At 69.9% G+C, this 12273-nt stretch carries 11 protein-coding genes and 1 tRNA gene; 1 reads left to right on the top strand and 11 read right to left on the bottom strand.

All coding sequences use genetic code 11. The features are described from left to right. Positions 1–145 precede the first annotated feature (145 nt). Positions 146–1633, bottom strand: a complete 1488-nt coding sequence (locus tag ACGFRG_RS31320; RefSeq protein WP_393269363.1) for an MFS transporter — start codon at positions 1631–1633, stop codon at positions 146–148. Positions 1634–1821: 188 nt separating this feature from the next. On the opposite strand from ACGFRG_RS31320, the gene ACGFRG_RS31315 reads away from it, so the two are divergent. Continuing rightward, positions 1822–1893, top strand: a tRNA-Cys gene (locus ACGFRG_RS31315). A gap of 1312 nt (positions 1894–3205) precedes the next feature. Here ACGFRG_RS31315 and ACGFRG_RS31310 read toward each other — a convergent pair. From ACGFRG_RS31310 to ACGFRG_RS31265, 10 genes are all read right to left on the bottom strand, one after another. Beyond that, positions 3206–4489, bottom strand: a complete 1284-nt coding sequence (locus ACGFRG_RS31310) for a tyrosine-type recombinase/integrase (RefSeq protein ID WP_393269362.1) — start codon at positions 4487–4489, stop codon at positions 3206–3208. A 99-nt stretch (positions 4490–4588) separates the two neighbouring features. After that, the gene (locus ACGFRG_RS31305; RefSeq protein ID WP_393269359.1) at positions 4589–4834 is read right to left on the bottom strand and encodes a hypothetical protein; all 246 of its coding nucleotides are present in this window, start codon (positions 4832–4834) and stop codon (positions 4589–4591) included. A gap of 35 nt (positions 4835–4869) precedes the next feature. Next, positions 4870–5097, bottom strand: coding sequence for a helix-turn-helix domain-containing protein (locus tag ACGFRG_RS31300; protein WP_393269356.1), 228 nt, complete (start codon positions 5095–5097; stop codon positions 4870–4872). Between the two features lie 338 nt (positions 5098–5435). Further along, positions 5436–6980 (bottom strand): YfjI family protein, encoded by a 1545-nt coding sequence (locus tag ACGFRG_RS31295; RefSeq protein WP_393269380.1) that lies wholly within the window; start codon positions 6978–6980, stop codon positions 5436–5438. Positions 6981–7311: 331 nt separating this feature from the next. Next, positions 7312–8190: a bifunctional DNA primase/polymerase gene (locus tag ACGFRG_RS31290; RefSeq protein ID WP_393269353.1), complete on the bottom strand. Its 879-nt coding sequence runs from the start codon at positions 8188–8190 to the stop codon at positions 7312–7314. Next, the gene (locus tag ACGFRG_RS31285) at positions 8187–8735 is read right to left on the bottom strand and encodes a DNA cytosine methyltransferase (protein ID WP_393269377.1); all 549 of its coding nucleotides are present in this window, start codon (positions 8733–8735) and stop codon (positions 8187–8189) included. Before ACGFRG_RS31285 ends, ACGFRG_RS31290 begins: the two co-directional genes overlap by 4 nt. Before the next feature lie 201 nt (positions 8736–8936). Then, positions 8937–9398 (bottom strand): hypothetical protein, encoded by a 462-nt coding sequence (locus ACGFRG_RS31280; protein WP_393269350.1) that lies wholly within the window; start codon positions 9396–9398, stop codon positions 8937–8939. Positions 9399–9418: 20 nt separating this feature from the next. Then, the gene (locus ACGFRG_RS31275) at positions 9419–9613 is read right to left on the bottom strand and encodes a hypothetical protein (protein WP_369377557.1); all 195 of its coding nucleotides are present in this window, start codon (positions 9611–9613) and stop codon (positions 9419–9421) included. Between the two features lie 16 nt (positions 9614–9629). Beyond that, the gene (locus ACGFRG_RS31270; RefSeq protein WP_393269347.1) at positions 9630–9881 is read right to left on the bottom strand and encodes a hypothetical protein; all 252 of its coding nucleotides are present in this window, start codon (positions 9879–9881) and stop codon (positions 9630–9632) included. Between the two features lie 144 nt (positions 9882–10025). Beyond that, positions 10026–12254, bottom strand: a complete 2229-nt coding sequence (locus ACGFRG_RS31265) for a cell division protein FtsK (protein WP_393269345.1) — start codon at positions 12252–12254, stop codon at positions 10026–10028. Positions 12255–12273 lie beyond the last annotated feature (19 nt).

The raw sequence follows: 12273 nt of genomic DNA, 5'->3' as shown, positions 1-12273 counted from the left end.
GCCCGCCGCCGCGGGGGGGGGGGGGGGGCGGCGCCCCCCCGCCCCCGCCCCCCCCCCCCCCCCCCCCCCCCCCCCCCCCCCCCCCCCCCCCCCCCCCCCCCCGAAACCGCCCTCCCCCCTTCACCCCCACCCACCCCCGGAGGGTTCAGGCAAGGGGCGGGGTGGGGGAGCTCAACCGCAGCCCCACCCACGCCCCCACCAACGCCACCCCCGCCATCGGCAGAAACACCACAGCAAACGCCCCACCATGCCCAGCGCCACCACCAGACGCCACCACCTCATGCGCCGCCCCCACAGACCCCCCACCCAGCGCAGCGAACGCCGCCCCACCCCCCGCGAGCAGCAGCACATTCGACAGCCCGTCCGAGATCTGGAGAGCCGCGGAATTCGCCCCCGCCTCCTCCGGCGCCGACAGCTGAAGCAGCAGCACGCTCGTGGAGGCGATGACCATCCCCATCCCGAAGCACCCCACGCCCCACGCGACCGCCACCACCCACACCGGCACCGCAGGTATCAGCACACTCGGCGCCCCCGCGATCGCCGCTGCCACCATCACCATCCCCACCACCATCAGCCGCTCCCGATGCGGCTCGGCCCACGGCCGGGCCTGCACGTACGAGCCCAGCGCCCACGTCGCCCCGCCCGCCGCCAGCGAGAACCCGGCCATGGTCGGCGACAGCCCCCGCTGCGTCACCAGCATCAGCGGTACGAACGACTCCGCCGCGATGAACGACCCCGCCGCGATCCCCCGCAGCAGCACCACCGACGGCAGCCCCCGCGCGGCCCGGTACGTACCGCGCGGCAACAGCCCGTGCGGCCCGGCGACGGCGGGCACGAGCAGCGCACCGCCCGCCAGCGCCGGCACCAGCGACAGCCACCGCAGGTCCTGCCCGGCGTACTGCAACAGCCCCGCCCCCAGCGAGATCATCAGCGCCAGCCGGATCCGCCGCCGGTCGAACGCCTCGACGGGCGCGTCCGGATCGGCCGGCCCGGAGGCCATCCGGCGTATCGCGGGCAGCGCGAGGGCCAGCGGGAACACGACCAGGACCGGGATCCCGACGAACACCCACCGCCACCCGAGCCGCTCGGTGATCGTCCCCGCCGCCAGCGGCCCGACCACCGACGGCACCACCCAGCTCGCCGCGAACGCCGCCATGATCGCCGGGCGCAGCCGTTCCGGATAGGCGCGCCCGACCACGACGTACAGCGCCACGATGACCAGCCCGCCCCCGAGCCCCTGCACGGCGCGCCCGCCGATGAACGTCCACATGTTCACCGCGGTCCCCGACAGCAACAGGCCCGCCCCGAACGCGGACACCCCCACCGCCACCGCCCCCAGCGGCCCCCGCCGGTCGGCCCACTGCCCGGCGACGACCATCCCGAACAGACTGGTCGTGAAGTACGCGGAGAAGGCGAACGCGTACAGCGACACCCCGTCCAACTCCCGCGCCGCCACCGGCATCGCGGTCCCGACGGCGGTCGCCTCGAAGGCGATGAGCAGCACGACGGAGATGGTCCCGATGCTCAGCGCCCGATGAGCCCTGCCCAGCACACCGTCGAGGCGCGGCGCGGAAACCCCACGGTCCGGGGCTTGGACCTGGGCATCAGGGGAGGGGGAATCAAGGGCGCTCATGGCCCCAGGGTAAGAGGCATGACCCAGGATGACCCCTGTCAAACGATGGTCCTACCGCTCAGCATTTGGTCGTACGACTCAGGGCCCCCACCAGCACCATGAACGCAACATGGCAGTCCTGTTGCACCCCACCGCCCCACCTTCCCCCGCCCGCCCCCACCCCCTACGGTTCAAAGAAGTCAGCACACGGCCGTGTGCCCGAGTGGTTGAGGGACTCGCCTGCAAAGCGAGTTACGTGGGTTCGATTCCCGCCACGGCCTCTAGTGCCTTGAACAGGCAAAACAAGAGGGCGGCACCCCTGAGGGGTGCCGCCCTCTTGGTCGTCCGTCTCAGTTCCCGGCTCAGTTAAAGCCGACCTGACCGCAACGCCGCCCGCCGTCACCGGCCCCCATTCCTTCCCGCAGCCCGCGCCCGGCCCGCGTCGTACAGCACCGGGTCGGCTGGCTCCCGGGATGGCTGGCCGCACGGATCGCTAAGAATCTTAGAGGTTGCCTTTTTGTCTTTCTGCAAGGCTGGAGTGGACGAAAACGGAGTACTCGGCGGGCGTGACCGGCTGCGCTTCCGCCGCATCCGACCGAAGGTACGTTGTCATCGCTTCGTGTAGAGCACCTGCGTCCGCTTGGTCAGCGATGTGTTCAGGGACGTCCGTGACCCTGTACATCTTGTGGTCCGCACACGCTGGCGCGAGAAAAGCGGTTACCCCGCCCGGGTTGAATTTCTCAACGCATGTTCCAATAACGTCGCCGGATGCGTCCGAAATCACGAGCATGGTCTTCTTTGACATCATGGCCCCTTGCTTGGCTGCCGAATTACGTGTTTCCGCCGCCATTAAGGGCGAAAAACGTACTGTGATTCGTCGTATTCGTCACGTCGCAAGCGTACGAGAATCTAAGGGACCCGCCCGAGCTCAACGGTGGGTCGACGAAGCACCGGTGACGGCTCGACACGAGTTCAGACCGTGGCGAGGGATCCACCCCTACCTGTTCAGGGATCGCCATGATCCATTGGGCTCCCATGTCTTTCCCGTCCCAGGTGATCTGTTCCCACACAGTCTGGCCTGCACCAATAGAAAAGTCTCCTAGGGTAAATGACACTAGCGCCGCCTCACTCCGTCGGGTACGGGATACCTGAATTATGTACCAAGCCTGGCGGGTGGAAGCTTCAGGACCGCGACCCGCCGAGAACTGTCACCCGGACTACCCACGCCCGAAATCCGCGAGGCGGGCCGGAACAACGCCTCTTCCCAAGTGACAGCGAACTGCATTCTCTGCGCGGTTCCTACTCGACCGCCAAGGACGCCACCCGCATCCGGACTTATGCTCGTTGAGGGCCTGCTCGCGCGCCTGCTGCTCTGTGGCCCTTGCCGTCGTCTCCGCCCCGATGCGCGCTCCACGCATAGCTGCAATCCCGCCGATGGCGGCGCCACCCAACGCCCTCCCGCCCTACTCCAGCAGTCACGAGCGCCACCATCTCCGCATCCATAGCTGCAGAATGCCGTCCTTCCCGGCAACTCGCCGGGTCTTGAACGAGAATCGTGAGACACCCTGCGGAGGGCGTCTCACGATTCTTAGCTCAGCGGGTCCGCACAGGGCTTCCCGCGAGCCCGTCGTCACCGTCGTTCGGGTCCTCCGTGCCCGACTCCCAGATGAGCCCGTCGACCTGCCTTGCAATGTTGCGGCGGACGCTGTCGACCATGTGCTGATACCGAGCGGCCATGGCTGTGGTGGACCATCCCATGAGGCTCATGACGGCCCGCTCGGGTACTCCGAGAATGAGAAGGACCGTGGCAGCCGTGTGGCGTGCGTCATGCAAGCGCCCGTCACGGACGCTCGCCTCTGCCAGTACGGCCTTCCACGCGGTCCAGTCCTCGCGGTGGGAAGGGACGCGACCGTACTCGTTGGGGAACACCCAACCACCTTCCGCCCAGCGCTTCCCGGCCGCCTCGCGCTCCACGTCTTGGGCCCTTGAATGGGCGCGCAGTAGGTCTACGAGTTGTTCGGGAAGACCGACCGCGCGACGGCCGGCCCGTGACTTGGTGGTGGACGTCTCCGGGTTGGTGCGTCGCCTCTGCGGGCAGTAGCCGGCAGTCTTGCGTCCGCATGGCTCCGTGCAGCCGTGCACGTACTGCGGCCGGTGGCGGCTACGACGGACTACGAGGAACCCGCCGTCAAGGTCGATGTCCTCCCACTTCAGCCCCAACACCTCGCCCTGGCGCAGTCCAAGGGCGAGGGCGACGGCCCATCGGGCGGAGTTGCGGTGCCGGTCTGCCGCCTTGAGCAGCCGCTGTACCTCTTGCACGCTGTAGGGCTCCACCTCGTACTCCCCCGTCTTCGGAGCCTTGGCCAACTGAACCGGGTTCTTGCCGAGATGGCCGCGCCGTACGGCCTCGTTGAGGGCGGTGCGGAAGGTGCGGTGCACCTGGTGGGCGGTCGCGGGCTTGCTGCCGTTGGCCTGCATCTTCGCGTAGAACGCCTCGATGTGCTCCGGCTTGAGCTTGTCGAGACGGTGAGCGCCCAAGCCGGGGATGAGGTGCTTCCGCACGGCCACGCCGTACCCGACCATCGTGTTGTCGTTGACCGCGAGGGGCGCCACGTTCTCAATCCAGTGCGTCAGCCACGTCTTGACCGTCCATGCCTTGCCGGGCTTCTTCACGGTCTTGGCATCGCGCTGCTTCTCCAGTTCTCGGACAGCGTCCGCCACTTCGGCCTTGGTCTTGCGTTCGACATGACGGCGGTCCGGCCTACCGTCGTCGCGGACGCCGACGGTGACGCGGCCGTGCCATTTGCCGTCCTTGCCGAAGTAGATCGAGCTGCGGCCGTTGGGCTGTCGGGTGCGCTTCTTCTTGTCCTCTGCCATGGGCAGGGCTCCTGCTCTCTTGTGTGTCGGGATGGAGCCGGGGCGGCGCGCCGTCCTGTCCGGGAGTGCCGCCGCCCCGGGCGTCGTTTGAGGCTGTTCTCAGGCTTCGAGGGCGATGATCGAGTCGATCCGGATCGCGACCGCGCCCCCTGACACCAGCGGCCAGGTCACGAACGTCATGGCGACCGACTCTGTGATGGCGGCGGACTCCATGAGCGCTTCCAGCCGCTTGACGTGCTTCTCCAGGCTGTGGCCGTTGGCGAGTACGACCGCCTCGCGTTCCTGCTGGCCAACGACGTAGCGGATGACGAGCCGCGTCGACTCGAACTCGGGGTCGTAGAACATCAAGTGAGGCTCCTTCGGAGTTCCCATGCGGGCACCTAGGCGGCGCGCTGAGCGGTACGGAGGCGGGCGACGTACGCGGCCGGCGCGTCGGCGGGGACGCGACGGAGACGGCCGACGGGTACGGACTCCAGCTCTCCGGAGCGGATGAGCGCGTAGCATGTGGTCCGGCCGATGCGGAGTCGACGGGCGGCCTCTTCGACCTTGAGGAGAACCAGGGTCGGGTCTTCGGCGGAGGCGAGGGGCGGGGTGGTGGGTTCGTCCACGGCTCACTCCTGTGAGGCTGAGTTCATGGGCAGGGGCCGCCGCACAAACCGCAAAATCCGCAGAAACCCGGGAGGGGCCGTTGACCTGCGGCGATGCGGTGTGCGGGCGGGGGTGGGCGGTGCTCCGCAGAAATCCGCGATATTCCGCAAAAATCAGGGGCGGCGGCCGGCCGTCCCCGGGGGCGGGGTGGCGCTCGGTTTTTTGCGGAATTTCGCGGGATTGTGCGGCGGGCCCTCGTCCGGGGTCGGCGTGGGGGCCCGCCGCAGGTCAACGGCGGTGGCCGGGGTTTCTGCGGATTTTGCGGTTTGTGCGGGAGGGATTGTGCGCGCGGCCGGGGTCACCGGCCGCCGTGGTGCAGGGACGGGTGGGCCTGTAGGCGGGGTGCCGGGGGCCGTCCGCGCTTGCCGGTGCGCTCGGGCTGGTAGGACCGCAGGTATCCGTGGTCTTCCAGCAGCGCGAGGGCCGGTTCGAGATCAGCGACCGTGGGGACCTCGCTGCGGGACAGGACGCTGAAGACGTCACGCCGGCTGACGTCCTCCCATCCGTTGTCCCGCAGCACGTCCAGCACGCTTCGGGCGCGGGAGACGACCGGGTCGGCGCCCATGGCGTCGAACACGGCCAGGGCATGGGCGGTGTAGTAGCCGCCCAGCTCGATGGCCGCGCGCATGGTGACCTCGGTGACCGGGCGGGCGTAGCCGTTGCCTCCGTGTGCGGCGAGGTGCAGCAACGCGGCCATGCGGGCGGTCGCTCCGGCGAGCTTTCCGGCCCAGTTGGAGATGTGGCCCAGAGTGCCGCCGCGTGCCTTGAGCTGCGGTTCGATGTGCTCCTGATAGGCGATCAGGGCCGTGTCCGCTTCCGGGGTGAGCTGGATGACGGCCGGGTCTGTCCACTCCGCCAAAGAGAGGGTCAGGTCGATGACCCGGGCGGTGTAGGCGGCGGCGGTCTCTTCGGGGACCGGGGCGGTGATGATCTCGCGGTCACCGACGGTGGAGACCGGCAGGGAGTACAGGAAGCGGGCCAGCAGTCCGCGCCCCTCGAACCCCTTGACCTTCCCGATGTCGCGCAGCACGTCCGGCTGTACGGCGAGGCCGATGGTCAGCGCGGGGGCGTCGATGTACTCGCGGCGGGTCTGCCGGTTCACCCGCAGCCGGTCCCCGGCATGCCCTTTCAGGAAGACTTCCATATTGGGGGCGCCGGAATAGCGGCCGGCGATGATGTCGAAGATCCCGCCCTCGGCGCTCATCACCGACAGCCGCCCGCCCTGTTCGGCCATGAGCGAGGTCACCGTCTCGGGTGTCGAGTCGTCCGCCAACAGCACCGGTTCGGCCGGGACGGTGAGCGTGTCGGCGGTCTGCGCGAGGCCGACGGCGGTGGCCACCATGTCGTCGCGCTTGTCGCCGTCAGCGGACGCGGCCTTGGCGGCGGCCTTGTCCGCCGCTTCCTTGGCCAGCCGCGCCGTCAGCTCCGCTTCCACGATCACGGGCTGCATGGCGGTCTTGAGCTGCTTCTCCGCCTCATAGAGGGGGTCGGTCAGCAGGGCGAAGACGGCGGACTTGCGGTTCGCGGGTGGGAGCGCCACCACGGTGTAGAGGTTGGTGGGCTCACGCCAGTTCCCGCGCACGTGGACCACCGACCGCCCGCCGGCGGCCGTGGCGAGGACGGCGAGGGCGACCGACCCGGCGAGGTCCACCGGGGTCTGCGTCTCCTCCGCGACGGCCGCCACGAACTCCCCCAGCCAGGTGGGGAGGACGTGGGCGGGGAACGGTGGGCGCTCCCGGCGGCCGGTGAGCGGAATGGGGTCCTCCCACACCTCCGGTGCCGCGTCCTCGCCGGGCGGTTCGTCCAGGGTGGGCAGTCCGGCCCACAGGTCGGGGCTGTCCACAGGCTGTGGGGTCATGAGGCCGCCCTCCCTTCGAAGATGGTCGTGTGAGGGCACTCCCCGATGCGGACGCGGGCGGTCAGCCGGATAACGGCGGCACGGCCCCGGGCGCGCTCGTGCTGCCCGCAGACACAGAGCCAGTCCGCGACCGGTACGCCCTCGCACCGGATGTGAAGCCCCGGAGTGATGCCGGTGACAGTGACCGACTGCGGGTCAGAACCAACGGCAGAAAGGACGCCCTTGCGGGCGGCGACCTTCGGTTCGCCCACGACCGGCCGCAGCATGGGCCGTACGGCGACGTAAGGCATGTTCGTGGCGCTTCGGGATGCTTTGTTCATGCCGCGCGCTCCACAGCCGTCTGAATGCCGTTGGCGACCGCGCGGCGCGCGTACGCCTCCGGGACGCCCACCGAGACGGCGGCGGCCACGATCTCTTCCCCGATCACGGCGAGGCCGCACGGTCCCGGGCACGCCGTGTGCTGTGCGGCGAGGAAGCGGGCGGTGCCGAACGCCTGGGAGCCGGCGCCGGATTCGGTGCGGGCCTTTACGAGGGCGAGGCCGCGTTCGAGTCCGGTGCGGACGTAGCGCTCGGTGTGGCGGCATCCGGTGGCCACGCGCCGCGACCAGGTGGCGCGGCCGGGAAGGGAAGAGGCCACCTCCCCGCGCGCGGGGGTGGTCTCTTCCTTCACCGCCAAGGCGCGCACGGCCGCCGGGAGGACGGCCATACGGCCGGTTCCGGGACCGAGCCAACGGGCGTAGGACATGAGGGATTTGATGTCCACTCCAGTCCGGACCGCGTTGTGCGACCGCATGGCGCCCAGGTAGATCCAGTGCTCACCGCGCGTCGTCGGCACGACGCGGGTGGCGGGCAGGCTCTCGCGGGCCCATGCGACGGCCGCCGCATTGTCGAGATCCACCACGGTCAGCCCGGCCCCACCAGCGTGGTACGCCACAGCCACGGCGTGATGCCACGACGTGGCCCACACGGGCGAGGTGAGAACGTGCGGGTCGGTGGTCGCGGCGGCCCACGCGTGGCACGGCGCCGGGCACCAGCACGGGCCCGCCGCCTTCATGTTCGGCCGCCCGCCGCACGCGTTCTGCTTGCACGTGCGGCAGTTGCCGAACGGAACCTTGCCCTGCCTCAGTGGCAGGACCGGGATGCCAGCCGCCGCGAGGGCGAGGGCAGCCCGTAGGACTTCGGGGGTGGCGCTCATGCCGCTGCCCTCCCTTCCAGGGCGAGGAACTGGGTGGCGATCCACTCGGTGTAGGCAGGGGGAACGGCCTGGCGGGCTTCGATGTTGGTCATCCAGGTGCAGCCCATGGCGTCGGCGTAGGCACGCTCGCCCTTGTGCTCGAACGCCAGCAGACCTTTGTGGTGCCAGCACGGCGGGACCAGGTCCCCGCCGCCGCCCCACGACGTCTCGAACCCACGGTGACGCCGGACGTTCAGCCCGAACTGGGTCCCGCACAGCAGGTAGTCCGGCCTTAGCGGAGCCTCGGGCACGTTCTCGATAACCCACGGCAGCCCCGAGGCTTCCAGCCGCGCGCGGCCGGGGGTGAGCAGGTCGGGGTGGTCCGCCCGGCTTCCGCGCCACGCGGTGACGCGGGCGAAGTGCTGGCACGGCCACGACGCGTGGACCAGGTCGAAGCCGTCCAGCGGGAAGGTGAGGGCGTCGCCCCGGTGGCAGGGGAAGGGATAGTTGGGGCGGTCGACGATGTCACAACCGTCCACCGCGAAACCGGCACGGTGGTAGCCCATGCCAGCGCCACCGGAGCACGAGAACAGATCCAGCAGACGCGGCCGGGGCAGACGCCCCGATCGGGTGGCAGGGGCCGAGGGGCCCTCGCCGAACACGCGCAGTTCGGTCATGCTGTAGGTCTCCTGTTCTGCTACGTCGGGATTCGGAGACCGTGGGCGGCGGGCTGTCCTGTCCGGGAGTGCCGCCGCCCACGGGCGTAACTAGCCGTAGAACGTGTTCCGCTTGATGACGGCCTTGCGGATGTTGACCGTTGTTCCGCCGCCGTGGCCGCTCGCGCTGAAGACCTGCACGGCGATCCAGCCGCCGAAGATGACGGCGGCGAGGATGATGAGCTGGTGGATGAACGCGGCGAGGGCTGCGAGGAACGTGGTCAGCAGGACCAGGCCGCCGCACACCGCACCGAAGCCGATGCCTCCGAGCGCGATGTTCACCGCCGCCCGTGAGACGGCCGGCTTGACGGCGACCGGTTCGGGCTTGGCGGGCTCGATGGCATAGCCGGTGACGACGCGGCCGTCGGGGAGGACGACGCTCGCCACGGCCGGGATGCTGCCCGGCTGCACGAGCGGGGCGGTGTGCGCAGGCACGAGCGGGGTGGGGGTGTGGACGTGGACGGCCGCCGTCTCGTGTGCGACCGGGCGGCCGTGCGGGGTGGGTTCGTTCACGGTGCTGGTCCCCCTTCGGGTCAGCGGCGGATGCCGGGTACGGCGTCGGTGAAGGCGGTGACGAGCTGGTTGACGGTGTCGGCCGCGCCGGTGTGGGCGAGGTAGAAGCCGAAGAGCGCGACGGCGACGGCGGCACCGGCGCCGACGGCCTTGAACCGCAGGAGCAGCACGACGGTGACGGCGAGGAGCAGAACGAGCGGGACGGTGAGGGTCACGGAATCTCCCGGCGGGTCAGCGGGTGCCGGCGCGGTAGGTGCGCGCGGCGCGGTTGTAGATCCAGCGGCCGACGCGTATGCGCTTGCCGGTCGCGTCGCAGCGGCGGCAGTCCTTGCCGCGCTTGGCGTTGCCCTTGCGGTCGGTCTTGATGGCGTGGCCCATGCCGGCGCACTTGCGGCAGTCCCCGAACGGGCTCAGCCAGCACATGAAGCTGTAACCGAGTGTGACGGCGAGTAGGCAGGCGATAGCGAGGAGAGGGAAGCTCATCAGGGGCCTCTCAGGCGGGGTTTGGAGGGTTTCCGCAGTTCGGCCGCTAGCCGCTAGCAGCCTGATCAGGGGCGGTTTGGGTCGCTAGCAGGGTCGCTTGCGCAAGCGACCCATGGTGCTTACGCAAGCGACCCCGGGGGGGACCTATCCGGCGTCCCTCTTCTGATTGCGCTGGGTAATCGCGGTGGCCATGTCGTCGCGCTTGATGCCGCGCTTGTTGACCACCTTGCCGTCGATGCGGCGGCTGATCTGTTCCGTGGCCACCCCGTGCGGCTTGAGCGCGGCGGTGAGCGCTTCGGCCTTGGGCTTGGGCTCCAGCTCAGCCCACGGGCCATAGACGTCCGGGCGCAGGTCGGCAAGGCGGTCCACGATGGTCTCCGACCACACCTTGGTCTCGCCCTTGCCGAGCACGGCCGCGACGTCGTCCAGGATCGTCGCGGACGTCTCGGGCGCAGGGGCCTCGCCGGCCGCGTCGCCCGACAGGGTCCCTTCGGCCTCGCGCAGGGCGGCGGCGCGGGTCAGGATGCGGTCGGCGTCGCGGCCATCGGCGAGGTAGGTCCGCACGATCCCGGAGTCGTCCGACATGCCCTTCAGCAGTCCCACGCCCTTGTGGGACTTGAGCAGCTTGGACGCGTCCAGGCCCTCGCTGTAGGAGCCGGCGCCGAGGATGGTGTCCGAGACCTGGTAGGCGCCGACCCGCAGGGCGAAGCGGGCCTGATGTTGGTCCCGCAGCTCCGAGGGGCACGCCTTGTCGTCCGGCTTCTGCGTCGCCGTCATCACGCTGACGCCGACGGCCGGGGCGACCCGGGCGAGGTAGACCATCAGGGACAGGATCTCTTTGCCGTGCTCGGGGTGGGTCAGGTACTCCTGGACCTCGTCGACCACGAACAGGACCAGGGGCATGTTCAGCTTCTTGTCCCGGCTGATCTCCGGAGTGAGCTTGCCCTCCGGGCAGACGTGCAAAGGCAGTTCGGAGAGACGGTGGTAGCGGTCTTCGACGTCCGCCTTCAGCTCGCGCAGCGAGGTCAGCAGATGCTGTACCGGGTCGAACCCGGCCTTGGGCACGATCCCGAACCCGATGCGGTGGGCGACCTTGGTGAACGTGCGCCAGTCCGGCGACGCCTTCCCGTCGAACACATACAGGCGCACGTACGGGTCCAGCGCGGCGGCCAGCGCGATCGTGCGGGCGGAGAACGTCTTGCCCTGACGCGGCACCGCACCTACCAGCAGCGACAGCCACAGCATGGTGGCCATGACCGGGTTGCCGCGCTCGTCCACGCCCCACGGGAACGGCTTCCAGAAGTCCACCCGCGTCGCCCCCAACAAAGGCGACTTGCCCGAGGGGACGGCGAGCGGGTCACGGTCGGCGATCCAGTACGACACCCGCCGCTCACTCGTCTCGTCCTTGTCCAGGAAGAGCTGGGTAGCGGCGATGTCCATGCCGGACGCGACCTTGGTGTGGGCGTTGAGCGCGTCCTTGAAGGACTTGCCGTACGGGAGGTCGACGACGACGCGCCAGCCGTCGCCGTCCCGGCCGATCGGGCGCGGGAAGCCGATCGTCTGGTCCTTGCTGGTCAGCCCAGCCACCTCGTGCGCGCGGATGACGATGTCCGAGGACAGCTTGCGCTTGCGGAACGTCACCTTCGCCAGATCGATCAGCGGCCGGTCCGCCGGCGCCCCGACCGCACCGAGGGTGGTGGTCATCGCGGCCATGGCCAGCATGAGCAGCCATGAGGGCGCCATGACGTACAGGGTCAGGGCGGCGGCCAGACCGATGACGGCGCCGATCGTCGCCACGATCCCCCGCAGCCGGACCCGGTCGTTGCGCTGTCGCGACAGCTTCAGGTACTCGCTGGCGTCCTCGTTGGCCACGGCCGCGAGCCGCAGCCCCTTGCCCTCCGCGTCGAACACCCACCGGCCGATCGCCGTCGACCACCGCCACGCGCCCCGCGGGGAGTACAGGCAGATCTTCGGCGTGTAGACCAGCGGCAGCCGGATGGCGTGATAGCCGGCCACGGCGGAGTAGTGCCGCACCGCCCACTTGCGCACGGCCTTGCGCTGGTCGGGGAGCTTCACCCAGTCCGGCAGGACCGGCATCCGGGCCTTGTCCTTGGCTTCCATCCATTCCGCGACCGAGGGCGGGTAGACCTCGCGCGGCGGGTCCACCGGCGCCCCCTCGGCCAGCCCTTCAGCCTCCGGATCGTCGGTGTCGGGGAGTTCGGCCTCCCACTCCCCCGGCTTCACCACACCCTCGCCCAGGGCAGCCGGGTCGGGGTCAGTCGGCTTCTTCAGCGGGAACGGCAGTACCTCAGCCGTCCGCTCCTCAGTGCTCTCCGGGTTGTCCGGGGGCAGGAACTCGGGGTTCTCCGTCACGATGTACGCACTCCTTCGG

The sequence above is a fragment of the Streptomyces sp. NPDC048696 genome, from assembly GCF_043198895.1.
In the GTDB taxonomy this organism is placed as follows: Bacteria; Actinomycetota; Actinomycetes; order Streptomycetales; family Streptomycetaceae; genus Streptomyces.
Note: the sequence above shows the minus strand (reverse complement) of the source record. Positions and strands in the feature narration are given on the sequence as shown.